Annotated in this window: 26 protein-coding genes; 5 read left to right on the top strand and 21 right to left on the bottom strand. The window is 60.7% G+C overall.

Features of this window, described 5'->3' with window-relative positions:
• Positions 1–6: 6 nt before the first annotated feature.
• The 17 genes from F8G81_RS17025 to F8G81_RS16945 form a co-directional block, all read right to left on the bottom strand.
• Positions 7–939 carry a type II secretion system F family protein gene (locus F8G81_RS17025; RefSeq protein WP_267275852.1) on the bottom strand — a complete coding sequence of 311 codons (933 nt, stop codon included), beginning with the start codon at positions 937–939 and terminating at the stop codon, positions 7–9.
• Between the two features lie 10 nt (positions 940–949).
• Positions 950–2,440 carry a CpaF family protein gene (locus tag F8G81_RS17020; protein WP_267275851.1) on the bottom strand — a complete coding sequence of 497 codons (1,491 nt, stop codon included), beginning with the start codon at positions 2,438–2,440 and terminating at the stop codon, positions 950–952.
• On the bottom strand, positions 2,440–3,636 hold the full coding sequence (locus tag F8G81_RS17015; RefSeq protein ID WP_267275850.1) for an AAA family ATPase: 1,197 nt from the start codon (positions 3,634–3,636) through the stop codon (positions 2,440–2,442). The genes F8G81_RS17020 and F8G81_RS17015 overlap by 1 nt, the downstream gene beginning before the upstream one ends.
• A complete protein-coding gene (cpaB, locus tag F8G81_RS17010) occupies positions 3,633–4,391 on the bottom strand; it encodes a Flp pilus assembly protein CpaB (protein WP_267275849.1) in 759 nt (252 codons plus the stop codon). The genes F8G81_RS17015 and cpaB (F8G81_RS17010) overlap by 4 nt, the downstream gene beginning before the upstream one ends.
• A 27-nt stretch (positions 4,392–4,418) precedes the next feature.
• The gene (locus F8G81_RS17005) at positions 4,419–5,462 is read right to left on the bottom strand and encodes a pilus assembly protein TadG-related protein (RefSeq protein WP_267275848.1); all 1,044 of its coding nucleotides are present in this window, start codon (positions 5,460–5,462) and stop codon (positions 4,419–4,421) included.
• Positions 5,450–5,824: a TadE/TadG family type IV pilus assembly protein gene (locus F8G81_RS17000; RefSeq protein ID WP_267275847.1), complete on the bottom strand. Its 375-nt coding sequence runs from the start codon at positions 5,822–5,824 to the stop codon at positions 5,450–5,452. The genes F8G81_RS17005 and F8G81_RS17000 overlap by 13 nt, the downstream gene beginning before the upstream one ends.
• Positions 5,825–5,979: 155 nt before the next feature.
• Complete coding sequence (locus F8G81_RS16995; RefSeq protein ID WP_267275846.1) at positions 5,980–6,171, bottom strand: Flp family type IVb pilin; 192 nt, start codon at positions 6,169–6,171, stop codon at positions 5,980–5,982.
• Positions 6,172–6,431: 260 nt separating this feature from the next.
• A complete protein-coding gene (locus F8G81_RS16990) occupies positions 6,432–7,124 on the bottom strand; it encodes a type II secretion system F family protein (RefSeq protein ID WP_323809199.1) in 693 nt (230 codons plus the stop codon).
• 198 nt (positions 7,125–7,322) lie between these two features.
• On the bottom strand, positions 7,323–8,111 hold the full coding sequence (locus F8G81_RS16985) for a type II secretion system F family protein (protein WP_267275844.1): 789 nt from the start codon (positions 8,109–8,111) through the stop codon (positions 7,323–7,325).
• Positions 8,112–8,266: 155 nt separating this feature from the next.
• Complete coding sequence (locus F8G81_RS16980; protein WP_267275843.1) at positions 8,267–9,595, bottom strand: CpaF family protein; 1,329 nt, start codon at positions 9,593–9,595, stop codon at positions 8,267–8,269.
• A gap of 137 nt (positions 9,596–9,732) precedes the next feature.
• On the bottom strand, positions 9,733–10,932 hold the full coding sequence (locus F8G81_RS16975) for an AAA family ATPase (protein ID WP_267275842.1): 1,200 nt from the start codon (positions 10,930–10,932) through the stop codon (positions 9,733–9,735).
• Positions 10,932–11,705: a Flp pilus assembly protein CpaB gene (cpaB, locus tag F8G81_RS16970; RefSeq protein WP_267275841.1), complete on the bottom strand. Its 774-nt coding sequence runs from the start codon at positions 11,703–11,705 to the stop codon at positions 10,932–10,934. Before cpaB (F8G81_RS16970) ends, F8G81_RS16975 begins: the two co-directional genes overlap by 1 nt.
• A 49-nt stretch (positions 11,706–11,754) precedes the next feature.
• Positions 11,755–12,726, bottom strand: a complete 972-nt coding sequence (locus tag F8G81_RS16965) for a pilus assembly protein TadG-related protein (RefSeq protein WP_267279268.1) — start codon at positions 12,724–12,726, stop codon at positions 11,755–11,757.
• Positions 12,727–12,797: 71 nt separating this feature from the next.
• Positions 12,798–13,205 (bottom strand): TadE/TadG family type IV pilus assembly protein, encoded by a 408-nt coding sequence (locus tag F8G81_RS16960; protein WP_267275840.1) that lies wholly within the window; start codon positions 13,203–13,205, stop codon positions 12,798–12,800.
• Between the two features lie 92 nt (positions 13,206–13,297).
• Entirely contained in the window at positions 13,298–13,492 is a 195-nt protein-coding gene (locus F8G81_RS16955) for a Flp family type IVb pilin (RefSeq protein ID WP_267275839.1), read from the bottom strand.
• Between the two features lie 119 nt (positions 13,493–13,611).
• Entirely contained in the window at positions 13,612–13,794 is a 183-nt protein-coding gene (locus tag F8G81_RS16950; protein ID WP_416377148.1) for a Flp family type IVb pilin, read from the bottom strand.
• A gap of 288 nt (positions 13,795–14,082) precedes the next feature.
• Positions 14,083–14,748, bottom strand: coding sequence for a prepilin peptidase (locus F8G81_RS16945; RefSeq protein ID WP_267275837.1), 666 nt, complete (start codon positions 14,746–14,748; stop codon positions 14,083–14,085).
• A 297-nt stretch (positions 14,749–15,045) separates the two neighbouring features.
• Here F8G81_RS16945 and rplM point away from each other — a divergent pair, with 297 nt between their 5' ends.
• Positions 15,046–15,489, top strand: a complete 444-nt coding sequence (gene rplM / locus F8G81_RS16940) for a 50S ribosomal protein L13 (RefSeq protein ID WP_015937805.1) — start codon at positions 15,046–15,048, stop codon at positions 15,487–15,489.
• Positions 15,490–15,527: 38 nt separating this feature from the next.
• The gene (gene rpsI / locus F8G81_RS16935) at positions 15,528–16,034 is read left to right on the top strand and encodes a 30S ribosomal protein S9 (RefSeq protein WP_104136643.1); all 507 of its coding nucleotides are present in this window, start codon (positions 15,528–15,530) and stop codon (positions 16,032–16,034) included.
• Positions 16,035–16,097: 63 nt separating this feature from the next.
• Here rpsI and F8G81_RS16930 read toward each other — a convergent pair whose 3' ends face one another.
• The gene (locus F8G81_RS16930; RefSeq protein WP_267279267.1) at positions 16,098–17,726 is read right to left on the bottom strand and encodes an ArnT family glycosyltransferase; all 1,629 of its coding nucleotides are present in this window, start codon (positions 17,724–17,726) and stop codon (positions 16,098–16,100) included.
• 370 nt (positions 17,727–18,096) lie between these two features.
• Here F8G81_RS16930 and glmM point away from each other — a divergent pair, with 370 nt between their 5' ends.
• The gene (glmM, locus tag F8G81_RS16925) at positions 18,097–19,458 is read left to right on the top strand and encodes a phosphoglucosamine mutase (RefSeq protein ID WP_267275836.1); all 1,362 of its coding nucleotides are present in this window, start codon (positions 18,097–18,099) and stop codon (positions 19,456–19,458) included.
• A gap of 72 nt (positions 19,459–19,530) precedes the next feature.
• Here the strand turns inward: glmM and mscL are convergent, their stop codons facing one another.
• From mscL to coaA, 3 genes are all read right to left on the bottom strand, one after another.
• Positions 19,531–19,923, bottom strand: a complete 393-nt coding sequence (mscL, locus tag F8G81_RS16920; RefSeq protein ID WP_267275835.1) for a large conductance mechanosensitive channel protein MscL — start codon at positions 19,921–19,923, stop codon at positions 19,531–19,533.
• Positions 19,924–20,008: 85 nt separating this feature from the next.
• Complete coding sequence (locus tag F8G81_RS16915) at positions 20,009–20,929, bottom strand: M15 family metallopeptidase (RefSeq protein ID WP_267275834.1); 921 nt, start codon at positions 20,927–20,929, stop codon at positions 20,009–20,011.
• A 6-nt stretch (positions 20,930–20,935) separates the two neighbouring features.
• Entirely contained in the window at positions 20,936–21,901 is a 966-nt protein-coding gene (coaA, locus tag F8G81_RS16910) for a type I pantothenate kinase (protein WP_267275833.1), read from the bottom strand.
• A 146-nt stretch (positions 21,902–22,047) separates the two neighbouring features.
• Here coaA and glmS point away from each other — a divergent pair, with 146 nt between their 5' ends.
• Both glmS and F8G81_RS16900 read left to right on the top strand, forming a co-directional pair.
• The gene (gene glmS / locus F8G81_RS16905) at positions 22,048–23,940 is read left to right on the top strand and encodes a glutamine--fructose-6-phosphate transaminase (isomerizing) (RefSeq protein ID WP_267275832.1); all 1,893 of its coding nucleotides are present in this window, start codon (positions 22,048–22,050) and stop codon (positions 23,938–23,940) included.
• Between the two features lie 4 nt (positions 23,941–23,944).
• A complete protein-coding gene (locus F8G81_RS16900) occupies positions 23,945–24,292 on the top strand; it encodes a holo-ACP synthase (protein WP_267275831.1) in 348 nt (115 codons plus the stop codon).

Here is a 24,292-nt window from a genome sequence, read left to right as displayed (position 1 = left end):
GGGTCCTCAGAACTTCAGGTCGATGATCTTGCGCATCCACAATGCGCCGATGGTCATCAGGACGAATGATGCCCCGATCATGGCCCAGCCCAGGGGATGGGTGAACATCGAGTTCATGTATCCGGGATTGACCGTCAGCAACATGCCCACGATGCCAAATGGCATGGCGATGAGGATATAGGCGGAGAACTTGCCTTCAGCCGCCAGGCCCTTGATGTGGCCTTTGATCTCGCTGCGTTCCCTGATGGTTTCATTGACCTGGTCAAGGACGTCGGCAAGGTTTCCGCCCACCTCGCGGTTGATCTGGATGGCCTGGGATATCCAGACGAAGTCCTCGTTTTTCATCCGGAGCGCTGTGTCGTTAAGGGCTGCCAGTAGGTCCCGACCCAGGCTTGTTTCAGTGATCACCCGCCGCATTTCCTCTGAGGTGGGTTTTTGGGACTCGGTGGCAGCGGCGTCGATGGCCCGAAGGATACTGTGGCCGGCCCGCAAGCCGCCGGACAGGAGCTGCAGCGTGTCGCCCAGCTGGCTATCGAACTTCGAACGGCGCTTCCCGGCCAGATAGCCCACCACTATCCGTCCAACAAACGGCGCCAGAAGGGCGAGGAGCAGGCCAACGAGGGGGCCGAGGGCTACCAGCCCAATCAGGATCCCCACGCAGGATCCTACTGCGACCAGGATGAAGAACTCTGCCTGGCTCAGGCGCAGGCCTGCATTTTCCAGTTCACTGCGGGAGAACCAACTGATGTTCTGGCCGGCAAGGAGGCGCTCAAAGGCGCGCACTGCCGAGGCCGCCAGGCGGGTCAGGGAGGTGGGCGGATTGGCTTCAAAAGGCCGCCGGCGGTCCAACGGAACTTCGGGAGCGCTGGGCACGGCGATCGCGATGCCCAGGAGACTGACTGCAACCAGGAGGATGGCTGCCCCAACGGTAAGCATCATTGCCGATCCGTCATTTCGTTATCGGAGTCAGTGTACCGGCGAAGACCGCCGGCGAAACGTGTATGCCGAGGTCCTCGAACCTGTCAATAAACCTCGGCCGGATCCCGGTGGCCACAGGCTTGCCGAGGAAACGGCCATGCGCATCCACTCCGGCTGAGTAATCAAAGACGAAGGCATCCTGGAGGGTGACAATGTCACCTTCCATGCCCTGCACCTCAGTGACATGGGTGATCCGGCGGGAGCCATCACGCAGGCGGGAGATTTGGACGATGAGATTTACGGCGGAGGCAATCTGCTCGCGGATTGCCCGCAGGGGCAGGTCCATGCCGGCCATCAGGACCAAGGTTTCCAGACGCGCCACCGCGTCGCGCGGTGAGTTGGAGTGCACCGTTGACAGCGAACCATCATGGCCGGTGTTCATTGCCTGCAGCATGTCCAGGGATTCGCCGCCACGGACCTCACCCACAACGATCCGGTCCGGCCGCATGCGCAGCGAGTTCCGGAGCAGTTCACGGATAGTCACTTCGCCCTTGCCCTCGGTATTGGGTGGCCGGCTTTCCAGGCGGACAACGTGCTGCTGCTGAATCTGCAGTTCCACGGCATCTTCAATGGTTACGATCCTTTCGTCTCCCGGAAGGAAGGAGGAAAGGACGTTGAGGAGCGTGGTTTTGCCGGTGCCTGTGCCGCCGGACACGATGATGTTGAGCTTGGCTTTCACACACGCATCAAGCAGTTCGGCCATCTCGGGTGTCAGGGTTCCATAGTCGATCAGGTTGCGGACAGTGAGCGGGACCTTGCTGAATTTCCTGATTGTCAGGGATGAACCCCCCACGGCAAGGGGAGGGATGACCGCATTGACGCGGGAACCGTCTTCCAGGCGGGCGTCCACCAGGGGCGAAGACTCGTCGATCCGGCGTCCCACCTTGGAGACGATCCGTTCAATGACCTTCCGCAGGTGTTCTTCAGAACTGAAGCGTGATTCGGTGAGTGTCAGCTTTCCTTTGCGTTCGACGTAGATCTGGTCCATCCGGTTGACCATGATTTCGGTGACGGCTGGATCGTCCAGCAGCCGCTGGAGGGGGCCGTAGCCCAGCACATCATCAGCGACGTCGCGGACCAGGCGGGTCCGTTCCTCGGACGAAAGCGGAACCTGTTCGGCGTCGATGATCCGGGTGAGCTCTTCTTTGGCGGTGGCGCGGAGTTCCTGCTCAGTTACCGATGCGTCGTTGAAGCGGGTGCCCATCCTTTCAAAGAGTGCTGTGGCTGCGCGCAGTTTCATCGCCGCAAAGACGTCCACCGGCTGCGCTTTCGCGGGTGCCGGGGCGGGAACGTCAGGCGACGGTAGTTTGGGTGCCCGTGCGGTGGGCTGTTGCGGCCCGGTGGTTTCCTCCCGGACGGGAGCATGATGAGCCACCGGTCGCGGCTGATCCAAAACCGCCACTGAATGCCCTGCGGCTTGGTGCCTGTCCTGGACGGCTGTAATCCGCTCGGAGAGTTTCATCAGATGACCACCCTTCGGTGAACTTTGCGCTGCGCTTGTGTGCGCCAGACGGGGTTGAAGCGTTCAACAAGCTGTTTGAGGCTTTTCACAGCCGGATCCCTTTTCGACTCCTGGAGGACCGGTATTCCGCGGTTGGTGGAAAGGGCCACCGCCTTGGAACGTGGAATGCTGACGTCTACAGGTGCTCCTATGGTGGACTCCACGTCCTGGACGTTGAGGCCGGCCTTGGCGTCCGCCATATTCAGCACCACGTGCCGTGATTCGGGCATGATCTCAAGCTGGCGGAGTACTTCCAGGCCTGACCGCAGGCCCCGCAGGCTTGGTATGTCCATGGCGCTGACCCACACGACGTCGGTGCACTGCTCCATGGCAGCGAGGCCTATTTCGGGCAGACCGGGTGCGGTATCCACCACGACGTACTGGAATTCCTTGGACAGCTGTTCAAGCAGGCGGGTGACCTGATCGGGAGTGATGTGGTCCGCTTCCACCGGAGTTGGCGGTGCGCACAGGGCATAGATTCCGGCCGGGTGCACCGTGAGGAACGCCTTAAGGACAAGGGAATCCTGGTTGGCGGCTGAGGAAACGGCGTCGGTGACAGTGTGCTCGGGATTGAGGTAGAGTCCGGATGCGACGTCGCCAAACTGCAGGTCGAGATCCACGATGACCACGCTCATGGGCGCGATCTGGCCCAGGCCGATGGCGATGTTGGTAGCCAGGGTGGTCTTGCCGACACCTCCTTTGGGGGAAAAGACGCCGATCACCAGGCCCTTGCCGCCGTTTTCGGCCGGGGCTGATTCGTGGCTGCGGTGACGAGTGGCAAAGGACTGGCAGGCGTGTTCCAGCAGCACCCGGATTTCTGCGGCATCGGCGCTGGGGCTGAGGATGTCCCTGATCCCGGCCCGCATGGCCAGCAGCAGGGCGGAGGGGTCGGCGTCGCTGACCAGTACCAAGCTGAGTCCGGGGAGCTGGACATCAAAGACTTTGGCAAAGCGCAGCGCCTCTTCAATAGGAACATCCGGTCCGATGATGAGTACCTCCGGCTGCTCCTGGTTAAGGAGCGCGAACAGCTGCTGCGGTCCGGCGGGAAGGATGTCCGAAGCGATGGTCTGGACTGTGCCCCTGAGCCCGTTTGCCACGGCTGCGCGCAGTCGATGATCGAACTCTACGTTGGGGGACAGAAGGACGAAGCGGCTCATTTGTAGACCACTTCCTTCCGCTCAACCCGGGGGCCGTTGTCCTGCGCGTCGAGGGGTTCCTTGGTGAGCCAGAGCCGTCCAAATTCTGAGGCGAAAACGATCTTGCCGGCGTCGACGTCGTTGACTGCGACAGTGAGCATCAGCGAACCCTCCGGAAGGGTGGTGTCCTCCGGGGCAGGCTGCCCCTCGGCCGGCTGTTCCGCTGTGGCTGCACGCGGCGCCCGTTGTACGGCGGTGACGAGGACCTTATGCAGGGTGAGTTGGGTTGTTGCATCTTCCGGTTTCCCTTTGAATCCTCCGGCCTCCAGGGAAATGAAGATTCCGACATGCTCCCCGACAGCTATGCGTCCGCCGACTACGCGCTTGGGCTCCAGCTCGAAGGAGACTTCCTGCAGGCCCGCCGGCACTTTCACAGCGCCCGTGGCCTTGACGGCGTCCGGTGCCACCAGGCGTTCAGCCAGGAGCTGTTCGCCGGGGACAAGATCAACAGCGCTGACGGTGCCGCCCGAGTTGGCCAGGGTGCTGAGTGCGGTGTCGGCCACGCCCGACGCCGGGACCTTCTCGGTGACCAGGGCTGCTGCCATGGCGTCAACGGTGGTTCCTGCGGGGATCGCGGTCTTGACCACCAGGACATCCACGGGCTCCATGTTCGCCATGGCACGCTGGTCTGCTCCTTGGGCGTAAAAGATGATGAGGAGAGCTCCAACAATCGCCAACGCAATCGCAGCCGTTCCTGCCAGCAGGCGAGACTTCACTTTCAACTCCTAGTTGAGGGCGATGGGTTAGGGGGTCATACGGACGATGGTGGTACCGGACGTGTCCACCGGTCCCAGCGTGTAGCCGTCCGCGAGGGACACGTATTTGACGAAGCTGCCGATGACTCCCCGGCAGTTGCCAGTGCATTCTGTAGCAGCAGTAACTCCTGTGGCGGCCGACGCCTCGCTGCGGTACTCGTAGGGGAGGCCACTGCTTCCGCTGAACTTCCAGCCCGTGACCTTGAACGCGGCAAAATACACCATGCTGTACACGGCTCCAGAGCCTGTGCCCGTGACCTTGTTGAAGACGGGCAGCAGTACAACGGCTTCCCGGCCGGCAGCGATTTCGCTGGCCCAGCGGTTAAGTTCCGTAGAGCAGTTGCCGGGGGCGTCGTTGCCTGGGTCGCTTCCGCCTTCGCCGACGCTGAGGTCAATGGTGCCCCCGCAGACGCCGGGGTCCTGGGTGAGCCAGCCAAAGCCGCCCTGAACTGCGGCGCCTGATGGGCCGTAGTTGCAGTCCAAGTTGGCATTCTTGCCGTGTTCCTGGAGGAGCTGGAGAGCGCCGCCAATGTTGTCTTTCACCTGGCAGATGGAGAAGGCGAGGGGGAATGCCGTGCGTCCGGCGAGCGGACTGCCCCACGTTGCGGAGGCCAGGGCACCCACTTCTTTGGTGGGGATACCCAGGATGTCTGCAAAGAAGAGGGAAACAGAATTGTCGGGGCTGCCGGCCTCCTTGGCCGACGTCGTGACCGCTACCGTTCGAGCTGTCTTATCCAGTTGAACGGAAAAGACGTTACTGGAGCCATCGAGGGCATTTTGGTTGGCGAGGCTGGCCGCGAGGGTGGACGTCGTTGAACATAATGCATCGCTGGCATCGCGGGCGCACTTTTGGGCTGTGGCAACAGCTGCTGCGTCCGCCCCGTTTTGCAGCTCGGAACGTTCGGAATAGATCTTGCCGACGTCGATGGCGATGGCAACAAAACCGAGCAGGGCCACCATCAGCAGCGCCACGATAACGGTGACGCTGCCGCTTTCTTTGGGTGCATCTCGCGTCGCTGTCAGCCGCCGCACAGCATGACTCCTTTTCCTGTCATTGCAAAGGGGCCAGCGATACCGGTGATGGTTGAGAGGTTGTATTTTATGGTGAGGGTCACCTGGTCGCCCGTGCTGCAGATGGTGGTGCTGAGGGTGATGTCAGAATCGGGGATGCCGGAGCTGACGGCAGCTGCCGCATTCTTGGCAGCGGTCCTGGCGCCGGCCTGGTCCTTGGCAATAGCCATGACCCGCACCCCCTCCCGGGCGGCATTGGTCAGTGTGATCTGGGCGTTGTAGGCCCGGCCGAATTCGATGGTTCCCAGAACCAGCATGAGAAGCAGGGGGAGCAAGATCGCGAACTCAACGGCGACTGCGCCGTGTTCTGATCGTTCGCGCATCAGGTGGTTCCCTTTCGTATCTTGCATTGGCCTGGAAGAGCTTTAAGGGCCTGAAACTGGTGTGCGGTGCAGGTATGGGCCTGCACCGCACGACTTTTGAACGTGGCTATCTACGCAGGTTCTAGGTCCCGGCGTCCGATGTAGGTATCGGCAGGCTAGAGCGCTGTGTTAATCGAGCCGAAGAAGCCGTTCAGCTTGCCGCCCAAGGTGCTGACAGCGACGATGATGACAACCGCGATAAGGCCGACCATGATGCCGTATTCAACAGCGGTGGCGCCTTTTTCTCCCTGGAGACGGTCCTTGAGAGCGAAGCCGAGGGTCTGAAGAGTAGCGATGAGTGAAAGCATTTGAAACTCCTGAGCGAGTTGGGGTGGCTGGTCCTGCACCAGCTCTAAAACGAAGTTAGCAAGTGAAAAAGGGGTTAAGGCTGGAACTTGCAGCATCCTGCGCAAAGGCTTCCTCCCCTGCGCCTTTCCTGTGCTTTTACTCTCCGGATACTGTGCCGAACCTCGGAAACAAGGGCTGCGGGCACACAAACGGACCCCCTCGGTTCTGGGTGCCGAGGGGGTCCGGTCTTTGGGGCGCCAGGTGGCGCGTCTTTGGTGCTTTACGTGAAGGCTTCGATGATCTTGATGGCTGCCGGTCCCAAGAGCACGATAAACAGGACCGGGAAAATGCAGAGGAGGAGCGGGAAAAGTACCTTGACCGGTAACTTCATGGCCTTCTCTTCAGCCCGCTGCCGGCGTTTGACTCTCGCCTGCTTGGCCTGTGTCCGAAGAACTCTGGCTATTCCAATTCCGTATTTGTCAGCCTGGACAACTGCCCTTACAAAGCTCCGGAGGTCCTGTACGGAAGAACGGTCCGCCATCGCTTGGTAGGCCTCCTGGCGCGGCCGTCCCACCTGGATGTCCTGCAAGGTCCGCATGAGTTCCTGGGCCAGCGCTCCACCGCCGTAGCCGCCCGCCCTCGCCATAGCGGATTCGAAACCAAGGCCGGCCTCGACGGAGATGAGCATTTGGTCCAACGTATTCGGCAGCTCCTGCTCGATATCCTTTTGTCGCTTTACGCCTTTGTTATAGACCAGCAGGTCAGGAAGGAAGTACAAAAGGGCTGTGAGGAAGAGCCCCAGCGCAACGATTTGTGGGGTGGGAGAGTTGGAGTAAAGGAGCAGGCCCAGAACGGCACCAGCGAGAGCCAGGGAAGGCTTTGCAATGACTAGCCTGTCCAGTGACATCGAAGCGGGTCGCCCGGCCAAGGACAGCCAGCGGTCGAGTTTGGCCTCATAGCCAGCGGGGGTCATTCTTTTGGAGAGATCTAACAGAACTGTAGGACGCTGTGCGCCCATGCTCCCTTCCTGGGCGAAACCCTGTGACAGGTTACTTTGAATGGCCAACATACCTTTCCTGTCGGCTGTCACGAACGCCCAGGCAAGATAGGACAAAGGCACTACGACGAGTGATATGAACAACCAAGCTATCGGTGACATTTGCTGTTCCCCCTAGAACTTAATCTTGATGACGCGGCTCATCCAGAAGCCGCCGACGGCGAACATCAGAAGCGCGCCCACGAGCATCACGAGGCCTATTGGATGCTGCACGAATACGTTGAGGTAACCAGGATTGATAATGGCGAGGATGAAAGCCACACCGACAGGCATTGCCATCAGCACGTAGGCTGACATCTTTCCTTCTGCACTAAGGGATCGAATTTGGCCTTTAATCTCGCTGCGTTCACGAATGGTTCCGGCCACCTGGTCGAGCACCTCGGCGAGATCGCCGCCTACTTCACGGTTGATCTGGATCGCCTGCCCGATCCAGCGGAAATCTTCGCTGTCCATTCGATCGGCGACATCTTCGAAGGCCTGACGTGCGTCCTTACCGATCCTGGTCTCGTTCACAATGCGCAGGAATTCCTCGGAAGTTGGGGCATCAGCTTCCTGAGCTGCCGCCTCAACGGAGCGTAGGACGCTATGCCCCACACGCAGCCCACCAACGAGCATCTGAATTGTATCGGTCAACTGTTCTTCAAACTTGCCTCGACGTCTGTCCCTGAGGATATTCAGGGCCACTTTTGCCAGGAAAGGAGTCGCGGCGCCGACGAGGACGCCGATGATGGGATGCGTCAGGAGGGCTGCAAAGGCAGCCACGAGGATCGAAGCAACGGCAACCCCTACGGTAAAGTCGGCTGGCGCCATCTTTACACCTGCGTTGAAAAGAACTTCCCGGTTGTAAGGACCTCCGGAATCACCAATCACACTGTCCACCGCTGTGACCGCCGACTGCGACATCCTAGACATAGTTGATTTGTCTGGTTCTGTGCTCGGGCGCCTCCGCTCGGCGGGAATGGAACCATAGCGGGGCTTGAAAACGACGAAAATCACCAGAACGATTGCTATGAGGCATAGTGCAATCGCCAGTATGAACACTACGGGGCCGTCCATCGCTATCGCCGCCCCATCGGTGTAACTGCAGCCCCGAACACAGAAGGCGAGACTCCGATCCCGAGTTCCGCGAAGCGATCCAGGAATCGTGGGCGTATGCCAGTAGGAATGGGTTTCCCAAGGAACCGCCCTTGTGCGTCCATCCCCGCGGAATAGTCGAAGAGGAAAGCGTCTTGCAGCGTGACGATGTCGCCTTCCATTCCCTGGACCTCCGTCACGTGAGTGACGCGCCTGGATCCGTCCCGTAAACGGGTGACTTGAACTATCAAGTCGACAGCGGATGAAACCTGCTCGCGAATGGCCCGAAGAGGCAGGTCCATGCCAGCCATCAGCACCAGTGTTTCCAGACGTGCTATTGCATCACGGGGAGAATTGGCATGGACGGTTGACAATGAGCCGTCGTGACCGGTGTTCATGGCCTGGAGCATGTCCAGCGACTCTCCACCACGTACTTCACCAACGATGATTCGGTCTGGGCGCATACGAAGCGAGTTGCGGACCAGATCGCGGATACCGACTGCGCCCTTGCCCTCAATATTCGGTGGCCGGCTTTCCAGGCGGACAACGTGCTCCTGTTGAAGTTGGAGCTCTACGGCATCTTCAATGGTCACGATGCGGTCATCTTCAGGGATGAAGGAAGACAACACATTGAGCAACGTCGTCTTGCCTGTGCCTGTTCCGCCCGAGACGATGATGTTGAGCCTGGCACGCACACAGGCGCTGAGCAACTCAGCCATCTCCGGGGTGATGGAACCCCATTCGATCAGGTTCTGCACCGTCAAGGGCACATGGCTGAACTTTCGAATGGTGAGGGAGGGCCCATTGACGGCAAGAGGAGGGATAATCGCATTCACGCGGGATCCGTCTTCAAGCCTTGCGTCAACCAAGGGCGAGCTTTCATCGATTCGGCGCCCAACCCGGGACACTATTCGCTCGATGACGGTCCTCAGGTGATCGTCGGAGCTAAATCGCCCGGTGGTCAACGTGAGGTGCCCATGGCGTTCGATGTAAATCTGATCGAACCGATTGACCATAATTTCAGTCACTGAAGGATCCTCCAGCAGACGTTGCAGCGGGCCGTACCCCATCACTTCGTCGGCTATCTCGCGGATCAGCCGGCGCCGCTCTTCAGGAGACAGCGGAACCTGTTCCTGGTCGATGACTGCTGAGAGTTCCTCCACGGCCTTGCTGCGGAGCCCATCCTCCGATGACGTCGCGTCACCAAAGCGGGTGCCCATACGTTCGAACAGCGCTTGGGCGGCCCGTTGTTTGAGCCCGGCCAAGGCGTCCACCACGGGAGCTGTGGGGCCGGCAGGTGAGGCTGAAAGCATTCCCTGAACAGAAGGTGGGGAGGGCGGCGCTGGGGGCGAAAACTGATCCTGACCCGTTACCGCTGGCTCCGCCTGGGGTCCTGGTTGCGTGGACACCTCATCCTTGCCATTTGACTTTGACAGGCGATCTGAAAGCCTCATGAGACAACCACCCGTCGGTGCTGTTTGTTGTGTGTGGAAGAAACCCAGGCCGGATCGAAACGATCTACCAGCTTCTTCAGCCCTTTAGAAGCTGAATCCCTGGTGTTGCTCTGAAGTACAGGTACGCCGCGGTTGGTTGAGAACGGTAGTGTCCGGGAGCGAGGAATCACTGCATCAACTGGTACGCCAATTGTTGCTTCGACGTCCTGTACGGAGATACCGCTTTTACGGTCGGCAAAATTCAGTACGGTGTGCCTGCCTTGGGGAAGAAGCTGCAGTTCCCTGAGGACTCCGAAGCACTTGTGCATCCCGCGAATGCTGGGCACATCCATCCCGCAAACCCACACGCCATCCGTTGCCTGCTCAAGTGTGGCCAGGCAGTGCTCGCCCAGTCCCGGAGCCGTATCCACCACCACGTACTTGAACTCGCTGGCCAGTTGGTTGATCAGCCGGCTTACGTGGTCCGCGGTGATGTAGTCCGATTCAGCTGGGTTCTTGGGGCCGCACAGTGCGTAGATGCCGGCGGGGTGAACGGTGAGGAACGCTTTCAAGACCATGGAGTCCTGGGAGGCTGCCCCGTGAACCGCATCAGTGATGGAATGCTCAGGCTCCAGAAGCAGACCCGAGGCTACATCCCCAAACTGCAGATCCAGATCTACGATCACCACGCTCATCGGAGCTACTTTTCCCAGTCCGATGGCCAGGTTCGTCGCAACGGTGGTCTTGCCGACGCCCCCCTTGGGCGACATCACGGCTATGACTCTTCCCCGGTCTTGGCCTCCTTCAGCGGCGGGCCCCATTCCACGGCGCCGGCTTGCGGATGCAAGGCATGCCCGTTCGAGAAGCACGCGAAGCTCGTTGACACCGATCTCGGATGTGACCACGTCCCGTATGCCTGAGTGCATGGCGCGCAATACGAGTTCCGGGCTCGGTTCGGCAATCAGAAGTAGGCTGATTTCGGGATACTGAAGATCGAATACCGTGGCCAGCTTTAGGGCTTCGTCAGGATGGACTCCTGGACCGAGGATCAGTACCTCGGGCGGTGCCCCATTGAGTTGCTTGAACACATCGTCGGGTCCGCCTGTCAGCACTTCGGGAGAAAGGGTCTCCAGCTCTCCGTGGAGCGCCCCGGTGATTGCCTGACGAACACGCCCCTCAAAATCACGTACTGCGGTGATGGCTACAAACCGGCTCATTAGTACAGCCCCCCGAAGGTTGTGACAGGTGGATCCGTCTTGGCCGTGGTGTCGGTTTGCTTAGCCAGCCAGAGGGTGCCGAATTCTGCGCCGAAGACCATCTTTGCGGCGTCAGCGTCACTCCTGGCCACGGTGATGAAGGCGGAGCCGTTGGGCATTTCCACGGCTTTGCCTGAGGAATTCGGGTCGGAACTGCTCTTTGTTTCCGGTGCTGCTTTCTGAACAGCGGTGACCAGGACATCGTGGAACAGCAGGCCGGTGGACTGTTTCCAACCACGGATCTCAGGGGGTACAGAGGAATCCGCTCCGACAGCATCCTCGGTCTCGAAAGACGAGTAGACAGTTACCGTGTCGCCGGCCTCAAGCCTGCCCCCGAGGATTCGTTCAGGCGTCAGCAGGAACGTCACTTCCTCCATACCGTCAGGGACCGGCACCGTTCCTGGCACCAGATCGCGCGGGTCCACCAGGCGGGCAGCCAACAGTTGCTCACCAGGCTCAAGGCCAACCGCGGTGACCTTTCCGTCCTGTCCGTCCAGGGATTCCAGAGCACCCTCAGGAACAGCGGACTTCGGAATGGCCTCAGACTTTACTTTTCCGGTGAGTTCCGAGATCTTCGTTCCGACCGGAACGCGTTCAGTGATGACGAGGACATTGACGGGTTCAAGTCCTGCCTGGGCGCGGGCTGCCGCACCTTGTACGTAAACAAAGAGGAGAATTGCTCCAACGACTGCCAATACTAATGCAGCTAAGCCTCCCAGTAGGCGTGATTTCACTTCAGTAACTCCTTCATAGACGTGAGTGGTGGGATAAAGTACTGCTCCGTTATTCCGTCAGGAACACCCCGGTGGCCCCGAAATTGGGCACGCTGCCCGTCGAACTGATGCCTTCTGCAACTGAAACAAAACGGGTGAAGTAGCCCTGAATACCTCGGCAGTTTCCTCCGTCGCAATTGGGCGCCAACGGATCGAGTTGCGTTAGCGAAGGTCCGCCGCCGAACTTGAAGCCTGTGACCTGGAAAGCCAGGAACCCTTCAAGCTCATAGCGGGTTTTTTGGCCATTCTGCGTAGCCTCGGAGAAGAGCGGGATTAGCACCGGTTCGTCACGCAACGTGGATATTATGCTGTTGCAAACATTGGGAAGGTCGTTGCCTGGATTGCTGCCGACTTCCAAGTTAGCGATGTCAATATCCGCCGAGCATCCGTTATCCATGTCCAGCCAGCCGAAACCACCGGGCGCGTAGCCGTTGTCTGCTGCGCAACCTGGAAAGGTAGGTACGTTCTGGTCATAGCGGAGGAGGATGCGCGTCGGAATGGGGTCGCCGGTGAAGGTTCCCGTGGAATGCAACTCAGAGAGCTGACTTGCTGACAAGTAGGTTTCGAAGACGCATTGGCTGATGGTCCAGGGCAGGGTCGTTGCTGCCGAGGGCGCCCCCCAGGAAGCCACAGCAACAGCCGTAATGTTGGCCGTGTCCATACCCATAACCCGGGCAAAGAAAAGGGAGAAGTGGTCGTCTCCGGACCCTGCCTCGCGGGCGTTCGTTTCAACCCGGACCGTGGTAGTACTGGGGAAGGTTATGGCGGCGATTCCGCTGGAAGTGTCGTTTGCGTTCCCGTTGGCCAACCCGTTGCCTGTTGCCATGTAGTCGCCGCAGCTTCCATTGGCGCAGTCCCCGGCGATCGCCAGCGCAGAAAAATCGGCGCCGTTTTGCAGCTGGGCCTTTTCGGAGTACATGGCCCCTACGTCCACGGCCAGGGCAGCACAGCCTAACAACGCCACAAGCAGTACGGCGACCATCACGCTGGCGGCTCCCCGCTCACGGCTTTCAGCCGCCGCGGGAGAATTTCTGGTCCATCGAGAAGCCGGCGTCAGCCACCGCATCTCATCACCCCTACTCCAGTTAGTGTCAATGGGAAGATGCCAGGGGCACCGAAGAAACCGGCATCAAGAAAGCCGGTAAGTGACGGCAAGGTCACGTTGGTGGTTACCTTGACATCGGAGCTTGAGGGGCAGCTGCTGGCGTTGTCCGAGACCGTAACGCTCAACCCTGCGAGGGACGGCGCTGCTCCGAGTGCAGTCCCTTCGACGTCGAGGGTTGCTTTGTGATGATGAATTGCTGCGTGGCGGGCGCCTTCGCGGGCCGCTTGGGTCAGGGAGACCTGGACGTTGTAGACGCGCCCGAACTCGATGATTCCCAAGAGGATCAGCAGCAGTAGTGGGAGGACAATCGCCATCTCAACCGCTACGGCGCCTCGTTCCTTCCTGCGTGACTTCATGACGGTCTCCCCAGCATGTCCGATTACTTGTATGGATAGTGAAAGGGCTCCGGTGGTGGGATTAGCATCCACAACCGGAGCCCGCTGCCGACCTAGAGAGCGTTGGAAACGGAAGTGAAGAGGTCGGCGATCTTCGGGCCCAGGACAATGACTGCAGCCATGACGATTACTGCGATAAAGGCGACCATGATGCCGTACTCAACCATGGTTGCGCCCTTTTCGTCGGACTTTAGCCGCGCCTTGGCGGTGTATAGAACGGAACTAATAGTGGCAATCAAAGCGATCATTTTGTGTTCCTTTGGATAAAGCAAAGCCAAGGTGGGTGCTGAATGTTTCTGGAAGCTCCCTGTGCCAGCGGTGGCCAAGTTTCACGAGTACTTGGCCGCCGCCGGCTGGCCAGCAAGTTCTAGATGGCGTTGGAGACGGAAGTGAAGAGGGCGGCGATCTTCGGGCCGAGGACAAGCACTGCAGCCATGACGAGTACTGCGATGAAGGCGACCATAATGCCGTACTCCACCATCGTTGCGCCCTTTTCTTCGCGGGTGAAACGATCCTTGACGCCGGCGATGAAAGCAGTCATTGAGACCATAAGAGAAGTCATTTCTATTTCCTTAATTCGATGAATTGATTGAATGTTTCTTTTCAACGAATTTCCAGCTGCCCCCATAATTCCTTAGCGGCTGGACTTCGCTAAGAAGAGATTGTCATTCGGGGTTCTTCGCAACAATGCGTAGTAGTACTCGAGTTTCTGGGGCAGGTTTTGGGCGCCTACTCGGAACCGTCGGGCGGGTACTCAGAAAGAAGGAGCCCGTCGCGGAGAGTACTACTTGGATGTGGCTGGGGTTGGCGGCCTAGTAGGGGGTTTGAGGCCGTGTTCTTACTGCATAAAAAGTGCGATGCCGGCCGCCGCAGCGAGCATGGAGGGGCCATGGGCCACCTCTGACGCCCGTTCAATGCGGTTCCTCCGCACAACAACCAAGGTGACAACACCGTTCAGGACAAAGCCCAGAAGGCCCCCGTATAGCAGTTGGCTCCAGCCTAGGTACCCCAAGTAGAGCCCAATCGGTCCTGCGAGCTTGACGTCACCCATTCCGATGCCGCCGGGGGAAATAATCGCGAGAATCAGGTAGATCGCGAACAAAATTGCGGCGCCGGCGGCTGCCCTGAGGATGCCGGCCACCTGTATTTCGGCAAAAAGGGATGCCAGGAATAACGAAAGTCCGCCCACAAGCAGGAATAGAACCAGCGGATTCGGCAGCAGATGAAGCGAAATATCAATTCTCGCCAGCTGGACGCCCAGGACGGCAAGAAGGATAAAGGCCGGCAGTATGGGTTCTGCCCTAAACCTCAACGCAAAGGCGGCGCAGGCAACGGCGGTGACAGCCGCCGTCGCGATTCTGGAGCGGGTGCCGGGCAAGCCGCCGAGGCGGGGGAGCGCTTTGGCGATCAACAGCTCGGTCAGGGGTGAAAGAATGAGTCCCAGGAACGCGAACCCTGCCACAAGCAGGGGATCTATGTGACCGGCATTGGCCAAAGAAATCATTGAGTCCCCTTGCTTTTGTCAGGCCGGCGGGTTGCGGTGGAGCATCCGGCTACCCCATTTTGACCCTGACGCCCGGTTCACGCTAATATTGGTAGTCGTTGTGCGTGTCCTTTCTCGATGATGCGTGCCCGCTTGAGAATCCGGTTGCAGGATGACTACTCAACGAGCACATTCGGGACTTCAGGATGACTGGTTACATGGAGCCCTCACCTCTGTTCCGGTAGCGCATAGATAGTAGGTGCACACGCTTGAGTGACACCTAAACAAGAACGCCAGAATAAGAACGAGGCAAAAACCGTGCGTACGTACACCCCGAAGCCCGGCGATATCAACCGCCAGTGGCACGTCATTGACGCCACAGACGTTGTCCTTGGTCGTCTTGCGAGCCAGACCGCAATCCTGCTGCGCGGCAAGCACAAGGCCACCTTTGCATCCCACATGGACATGGGCGACTTCGTCATCATCATCAACGCTGAAAAGGTTGCCCTGACCGGCGCCAAGCTGGAGCAGAAGCGGGCTTACCGCCACTCCGGTTACCCGGGCGGCCTGACCTCCGTCAACTACGCGGAACTGCTGGAATCAAACCCGGTCCGCGCTGTTGAGAAGGCCATCAAGGGCATGCTCCCCAAGAACTCCCTCGCTGCACAGCAGCTGGGTAAGCTGAAGGTGTACCGCGGTGCTGAGCACCCGCACGCCGCCCAGCAGCCCAAGACTTTCGAAATCACCCAGGTCGCCCAGTAGTCCTGGCCACCAAACAACTTATCTATACAAGGAGAACCGTGGCTCAGAACGAAGAGACCACCGAGGCCGTTGAGGCCGAGGAAACCCTGACCAGCTACACCTCGGAAAGCGGAGCTGCCGAGGCAGCTGCGCCCAAGAAGGAGCGTCCGGCCCTGACCGTTGCCGGCGCAGCTGTCGGCCGCCGCAAGGAAGCCGTTGCCCGTGTCCGCGTTGTGCCGGGCTCCGGCAAGTGGACCATCAACGGCCGTGCGCTGGATAACTACTTCCCGAACAAGCTTCACCAGCAGGACGTCAACGAGCCCTTCAAGATCCTCGATCTTGACGGCGCCTACGATGTCATCGCCCGTATTCACGGTGGCGGCATCTCCGGCCAGGCCGGTGCCCTGCGCCTCGGCATTGCCCGTTCATTGAACGAGATCGACGTCGAGAACAACCGCGCCATCCTGAAGAAGGCCGGATACCTCTCCCGCGACGCCCGCGTCATCGAGCGTAAGAAGGCCGGTCTCAAGAAGGCCCGCAAGGCTCAGCAGTACTCCAAGCGCTAAATCCGCTTGCACGGAAGCCCGTCCCGCCATTGGCGAGGCGGGCTTCCGCCGTTTGACGGGATTTCAGGATGTTGGCAGCCGCTGGCTCAGATCGAAGACGTCCATCTCACCGATTTGCTTGACGACAAAGTTTCCCCGAACCCACTCGGTCAGTTCCTTGGCAAACTCGGCCTCGGCCTCAATGTCCTGAGAATCATGCCGCACAACGTAGTACTTGATTTGGCCCGATTCCACATACTCACGGAACTGGGAGATCGTGGGGTAGGGTGTGCCGCCGTTGAATCCTCCAACTGGTATTACGGGCAACTGCAGGTTGAGCTGGTACTGGGCAGCGTTCAAGGCGCCCGGAGATGCCGCAACCCAGCGTGATGGTGGATTATCTCCATCTCGGAGAAAGGCTAGTACCTCAGCGTCGGCGGGGTGGCCCAAAGCTGATCCCCTGATACTTTGGCTGTTGCCTTCCGGCCAGAGGGCTGGATCCGGTGAATCCAGGATTGCATGGCTTCCCAATATTGATGCAGCCGGCGAAACACCAGTATGCGGGCTGACTACGGCCGAGGCTGAAAACAACAGAGGTCCTAAGCCGCAGGTTGCCGCAAGGGAGAAAGCCGTAATGCGCCTGGCCGTTCGATTCCGGATCCGAAATACAACCAGTTCGCACGCCACGAGACAGAATGCCACGACTGTCATTGCAAGAACAGGACCTGAGCCGGATGAATTGGTTAAATAACCGAAAGCAAGAATGCCGGATATGAGGACTGCCAACGCCACAACGAGCCGATATGGGACCCACCTCTGGGCTGGTCGGAGCAGCTGCCAGGCAGCACCGATAAGCATCGCCGTCGGAGGTGCGAGAGCTATCAGGTAGTAGGGATGGGTGACGCCTCCCATGAAACTAAAAATGGCCCAGTAGCTTAACAACCATCCCCCGGACAAAAGCAGAGTTGCGCGCCTGGGGTCTGTTCGCGGCTGACGTCTCAACAGAATCAGTGTGGCGATAAGGAGGATCGCAGCCGCGGGCAACAGCCACGCCCCTTGGCTGCCGTATGAGGAGTACATAATCAGCCTGAAAGGTCCTGGAGGCGCGGCTTCCTGCCCGGGAGTTCCGCCCCCTGCGGCTCCGAGGATCCGCCCGAGGCCATTCTGCCGTAGGAGCACTTCGACAAAGCTGTTGCTGAAGGAACCTCCTGCGTATGGTCTCGCTTCCGGAGGTGTCGTTTCTGCAATGACCACCCACCATCCAGCTGTAACAATCATGGTGCCGACACCAGCCATCAGCTGAAGAAATCGCCGCTGGATCCTGCCAGGGCCGGCGTACAGATACACTCCGCCCAGAGCTGGAAGAAGCAACAGGGCCTGCGCGGACTTGGTGAGGAACGCCGCCCCGATAACCGCTCCAGTTGACAGCACCCAACGCCAGCGCCCATCCTCGGTGGCCCGGGTCATGAGATACATCGCCAGCGTCAGCAGGAACGTCAGGAGCGCATCCGGATTGTTGTAACGAAACATCACAGCGGCCGCCGGAGTAAGGAGTAAAACGATGCCCGCTATCATGGCAGAACTGTGCCGGAAGTGGCGACGGACGGTGAAATAAGTCAGGCTCACTGTGGCGACACCCAGAAGCGCCTGCGGTACGAGCAGGCTCCAGGAGCTCAGGCCAAACAGCCGGACCGACAGTGCAGTGAGCCACATGCTGGCGGGCAGTTTGTCCACAGTAATGCTGTTGCTGCTGTCTAAGGAGCCGAAGAAGAATGCCTTCCAGTCTTCAGCTCCGGCTTGCGCGGCTGCCGCATAGTAGCCATTGCCCCAGCCGTTGGCATTGAGACCCCACAAATACATAACAGCAGCGGCACCGCTCAGTGCCGCAAGCCCGATTGCATCTCCTCGTTTCAAGGACCTGCCCCCTCCAGCCGGAACTTAATCAGCCGTTCGGGCAACACCGAAGGCTACTTAGGCGAAGATACAGGAGGGTGCAGCCGGGGACCACAGGCACCACACGAAAACCCACAATCAAAGGAACCGGGTAAGTGGGGCCCGATGCCGATCCTCTACACTTGACCCGATGTCTAGATTATTTGGAACAGATGGTGTCCGGGGCCTTGCTAACGGCCTGTTGACAGCGGAGCTGGCAATGCGGCTGGCCCAGGCGGCCGCCGTCGTGCTCGGCCATGACCGTAACACCAACGGCGCCCGGCCCCGTGCTGTTGTTGCGCGGGACCCCCGTGCCAGCGGTGAGTTCATTGCTGCCGCCGTTGAGGCGGGGCTCTCAAGCTCAGGAATTGACGTCTATGACGCCGGCGTCCTCCCCACTCCGGCAGCAGCGTACCTCGTGGCAGATCTTGACGCCGATTTCGGTGTGATGATCTCCGCGTCACACAACCCTGCTCCCGACAACGGCATAAAGTTCTTCGCGCGGGGCGGCCAGAAGCTCCCTGACGACGTGGAAGACGCCATTGAGGAGCAGATGGGCAGGGAGCCTGTCCGGCCGGTGGGCGGCGACGTGGGCCGCATCCAGCGCTTCTCAGACGCAGAGGACCGCTATGTCCTCCATCTGCTCAGCACCCTCCCACACCGTCTGGAGGGGCTGAAGGTGGTCCTGGACTGCGCCCACGGTGCAGCCAGCGGATGTTCGCCCCAGGTCTTCACCGATGCCGGCGCCCAGGTGGTAGTCATCGGGGCGGACCCGGATGGACACAACATCAACGACGGCGTGGGGTCCACCCACCTCGGACCCCTTAAGGCTGCTGTGGTGGAGCACGGCGCGGACCTTGGGATCGCCCACGACGGCGACGCGGACCGCTGCCTCGCAGTGGACCACGAAGGCAACGAGGTGGACGGCGACCAGATCATGGCCATCCTCGCCGTCGCCTTGAAAGCGTCAGGGAAGCTCAAGGACGACGTCCTCGTGGCCACCGTGATGAGCAACCTTGGCCTGAAGATCGCCCTCCGGACAGCAGGCATCAGCATCCGTGAAACGGCCGTGGGGGACCGCTACGTCTTGGAGGAGATGCGCAGCGGCGGCTTTAACCTTGGCGGTGAACAGTCCGGCCATGTAATTTTTGCCGACCATGCCACTACCGGCGACGGGGTCCTTACCGGCCTGCAACTGGCGGCGCAGATCGCCATGACAGGCCGGCCGCTCAAGCAGCTGGCCACCGTTATGACCAAGCTCCCGCAGGTGCTCATCAATGTCCGGGGAGTGGACCGAAGCCGCGTGCACAGCACCGAAGCGCTGGCCCAGGCTGTGGCTGCCGCTGAAGCCGAGCTGGGGGAGACGGGGCGGGTGCTTCTTCGTCCATCCGGCACTGAGCCGGTTGTACGCGTCATGGTGGAGGCGGGCGACGAATCCACGGCCGAAGCCATCGCCGAACGCCTTGCCGAGATCGTCCGGACGGAGCTCGCCCTGGAGCTCGTTACCGACTGACAGGAACCAAGAAAAGATGGCCCGCATCCGGGGAGCAATTCACCGGAGGCGGGCCATTCCTTTGTGCTCGTTTTAGGAAGTGGGAGTGCGCTGAAGGGCATCCCGGATTTCGGTGAGCAGGGCGATCTGGGGATCTTCCGCCGCTTCTTCCTTGACGTCCTTATTGATTCCGAGCTTGCGGTTACGCAGCTCGATCATGTGGTTCATGGGCAGCACCACCACAAAGTAAATGGAGGCCGCCACCAGCAGGAACGAAATGATGGAGGAGATGACGGACCCGTACATGAATCCCTCCCACTGCATTTCCTCCATGCCCTTGGCGCTAAAGAGGCGGCCAATCAGCGGCGTGAGCAGCCCTTCGACAATTGATGTGACAACGGCGCTGAACGCGGCGCCCATCACAACGGCTACGGCAAGGTCAACGACGTTGCCTTTCATAATGAAATTCTTGAATCCAGTCAGCATGCCCACCACGTTAGCCCACCCGTGTAAGGGCAGATGACGGGGCTGTGAATTCCTGGATAGCCAAGGGCAGTCAGCCCCTACAGCCCTAGGGATACCCCGGAGCGGCTTCCACGCCGAAATACTCTTCCACCGTGCTGATGCCGCGGTTCGCCATGTCCGTGGCGGCCTCCACGCCGATGAACCTCAGATGCCAGGGCTCGTAGTAGTACCCGGTGATCGGGTGGAACATCCAGGGGTACCTGACCACGAAACCGAAGCGGTGGCCGTGCGCCTTGGCCCACACCGCGGCCGGCTGATCGGCAAAGCAGGGCTGGAAGCTGCATGCGCCGCCGCCGTCGCCGATGTCAAAGGACCACCCGGTCTGGTGCTCCGAGTAGCCCGGCCGGGCGCTCGCGGTGTCCGCGTCAGCCTGCCCCCGCGCCGCCACGTAGCCGTTATAGGTGGCCACCTGCGTCCCGTACGAGCGGTAGCCGCTCGCCAGGGTCAGAACAACCCCTTCCCTCGCGGCGGCGGCGAACATCGCCTCCGCGGCGGCCGCCGTCGTGCTGTTCAGCAAGGCTGCTTCACCTGTTACCGCCAGGGGGACGTTGGGCTGCACCAGATCCGCCGGAACGTAGTCGGCGGGAGCTAGTGGGCGGTGCTTGTTCACCACCAGCCAGGGACTGGCCGGATCTGTCAGCGAAAACTGGCGGGGCAGGGCGGCAGCTGCCGACGGCGGTGCGGGAGCATGCGCGGGGACGGGCTCAGCCGGCGTCGGGCTTTCCACCGTTGCAAGAGCTACGGGGGAGGGGGACGAGGGGGAGGGGGACGAGGTTGACGCGGCGGACGAGGAGGCAGCGGAAGTGGACGACGACGGCGTGACCGGACCTGCGGGATCCGGCGTGCACGCTGCCAGGACAGTCAGCCCTGCACCGGTAGCGAGAAATCGCGTAAAACTGCGCCGGCTGCTGACAGCCGATGTGTTGGGCCCGGTGTTTGCCTGGCCGGAGGCGCAGTCGTGGCACATGCCGTTCTAGACCTTCCGCAGCAGCATGCGGCGGATGGAGTGGTCGGCGTCCTTGGACAGCACCAGCTGGGCGCGTCCACGGGTAGGCAGCACGTTCTCCTCCAGGTTGGGCTCGTTGATGCGCTTCCAAATGTCGCGGGCGGTGGTCTCCGCCTCCTCATCCGACAGGGTGGCATAGCGGTGGAAATAGGACTCGGGCTGCGCGAACGCGGTGCTGCGGAGTTTGCGGAAGCGGTCCACGTACCACTCCTCGATGTAGGACGTCGGGGCATCGACATAGATGGAGAAGTCGAAGAAGTCGCTCAACGCCAAACCCTGTTTACCGTCATGGCGGGGGCGCGCAGGAGCCAGCACGTTCAGGCCTTCCACGATCAGGACATCAGGCCTGCGGACCACCACCTCCTTGCCCGGAACGATGTCGTAGGTGACGTGGGAGTACCACGGGGCCCGCACTTCTTCGGCTCCGCTCTTAATCTCGCTCACGAACCGAAGCAGCGCCCGGCGGTCATAGGACTCCGGAAACCCTTTGCGTTCCAGCAACTGGCGCCGCTTGAGCTCTGCCAGGGGATACAGGAAACCGTCTGTCGTGATCAGTTCCACGTTGGGCGTGCCGGGCCAGCGGCGCAGCATCTCCCGCAGAACGCGGGCAATGGTGGACTTGCCCACGGCAACTGATCCGGCCACACCGATCACAAAAGGTGTGCGCTGCGTCTTTTCGCCCAGGAAGGTGGTGGTGGCGGAATGAAGCTGGTGGGAGGCCTCGACATAAAGGTGGAGGAGCCTGGAGAGCGGGAGATAGACCTCACGGATCTCGGTCATGTCCAGGGGATCGCCGAGGCCGCGCAGACGGACAATGTCCTCTTCGTTAAGAGGCTGTTCCATCTGGGCTGCGAGCCGGGACCACGTTTGCCGGTCCAGCTCGACGAACGGGGAGACACCCTCGCCGTTCGCTTCATTGCGTTGCAAAGTCACTTTAGAGATTCTGCCCCTCACGCGGCTGAGAGCGAAATGCGGGACGCCACCGGTCGCTGCGCTGGCGGCGTTTTTGGGTGCGGTGGGCGTCCTGAAGCTGTGAGTTCAGTTTAGAACTGAACGCGGCTCCGGATAGGCTTGACCCTATGTGTGGAATCGTGGGATATGTAGGCCATTCGAACGGCCGCGGGAACGTCGGTCACAATGCGCTGGATGTGGTCCTTGAAGGATTGCGCCGCCTGGAGTACAGGGGCTATGACTCTGCTGGAGTTGCCGTGATCTCGGACGGGATGATTTCCTCCCGGAAGAAGTCGGGCAAACTCAGCAACCTGCTCACCGAACTGGAAGAGCGCCCGCTGCCCGAGACCTCCACCGGCATCGGCCACACCCGCTGGGCAACGCACGGCGGACCCACGGACCAGAACGCGCACCCGCACCTGTCCGACGGCGGCAAGCTGGCCCTGATTCACAACGGCATCATTGAGAACTTCGCCGAGCTCAAGAGCGAACTGCTGGCCAGTGGCGTCACATTCGCATCCGAAACAGACACCGAGGTCGCCGCGGCGCTGCTGGGCGATATTTTCCGCACCAAGCTCAACGGTGACGTGAGCGACGGCGGCCTGACGAAAGCCATGCAGCTGGCCTGCCAGCGCCTTGAGGGCGCTTTCACCCTGCTGGCCGTGCACGCCGACCAGCCCGATGTGGTGGTTGCCGCCCGCCGCAACTCGCCCCTGGTGGTTGGCCTGGGCGACGGCGAGAACTTCCTGGGTTCGGACGTTTCCGGCTTCATTGACTACACCCGCCGGGCCGTGGAGCTGGGCCAGGACCAGATTGTCACCATCACCGCGGACGAGGTGGAGATCACTGACTTCTACGGTGCTCCGGCCAAGGGCAAGGAATACTTCGTTGACTGGGATCCGGAATCCGCTGAAAAGGGCGGCTATGGCTCCTTTATGGAGAAGGAAATCCATGACCAGCCCGACGCCGTGGGGCAGACCCTGCTGGGGCGTTCGGACATCAACGGCAAGCTGACCCTGGACGAGCTCCGGATCGACCCCGCCGAGCTCAAGAACGTCAACAAGATCATTGTGCTGGCCTGCGGCACGTCGGCCTATGCCGGCCAGGTGGCCAAGTACGCCATCGAACGCTGGTGCCGGATTGCCACCGAAGTGGAGCTCTCCCACGAGTTCCGTTACCGGGACCCGATCGTGGACGCGCACACGCTGGTGGTCTCCATCTCCCAGTCGGGGGAGACCATGGACACGCTGATGGCTGTCCGCTACGCGAAGGAACAGGGCGCCAAGACCCTGTCCATCTGCAACACCAACGGCTCCACCATCCCCCGTGAATCCGACGCCGTGCTGTACACCCACGCCGGCCCCGAGATCGCGGTGGCGTCCACCAAGGCATTCCTGGCGCAGATTACCGCCGCTTACCTGCTGGGGCTCTACCTCGCCCAACTGCGGGGCAACGTGTTCCAGGGGGAAATCAAGGACATCCTGGCGGACCTGGGCAAGATCCCCGCCAAGATCCAAACCATCCTGGACAACGCGGGCCCGATCAAGGAACTGGGCAGGTCCATGGCCGATGCCAAGTCTGTGCTCTTCCTGGGCCGCCACGTTGGCTTCCCGGTTGCCATGGAAGGGGCCTTGAAGCTCAAGGAGCTCGCCTACATCCATGCCGAAGGGTTTGCCGCCGGGGAGCTGAAGCACGGACCCATCGCGCTGATCGAGGAAGGCCAGCCCGTATTCGTGGTGGTCCCGTCCCCGCGCGGCCGCGATTCCCTGCACGCCAAGGTGGTCTCCAACATCCAGGAAGTCCGGGCCCGCGGTGCCAAGACCATCGTCATCGCCGAAGAGGGGGACGAAGCGGTCAAGGCCTACGCCGAGCACGTCTTCTACATTCCGGAGACGCCCACGCTGCTCGCACCGCTGCTGGCCACCGTGCCGCTGCAGATCTTCGCCCTGGAACTCGCCTCGGCCAAGGGCTACGACGTGGACCAGCCTCGCAACCTGGCCAAGAGCGTGACCGTAGAATAGCCCAATGATTGTTGGCATTGGCGTAGACGTTGTAGACATCGAGCGGTTCGGCCGCCAGTTGGAGCGGACCCCGGGGCTCCGGGACCGGCTGTTTGTACCCGCCGAGCGGGAGTTGAACACCCGGTCCCTGGCCGCGCGGTTTGCTGCCAAGGAGGCGGTAGCCAAGGTTTTGGGCGCACCCGCCGGCATGAACTGGCAGGACTGCTGGATCGGCCTTGACCACAATGGGCCCACTGTCCAGGTCAAGGGCACCGTCCTGGCCGTAGCCGAGGCCAAAGGTGTTAAGCGCTGGCACCTGTCCATGAGCCATGACGGCGGAGTTGCTACTGCCACGGTTCTGGCCGAGGGCTGA

The sequence above is a fragment of the Arthrobacter sp. CDRTa11 genome (genome assembly GCF_026427775.1).
Lineage (GTDB): Bacteria > Actinomycetota > Actinomycetes > Actinomycetales > Micrococcaceae > Arthrobacter.
The sequence above is the reverse complement of the archived record's forward strand: the minus strand, read 5'-3'. Positions and strand labels throughout refer to the sequence as shown.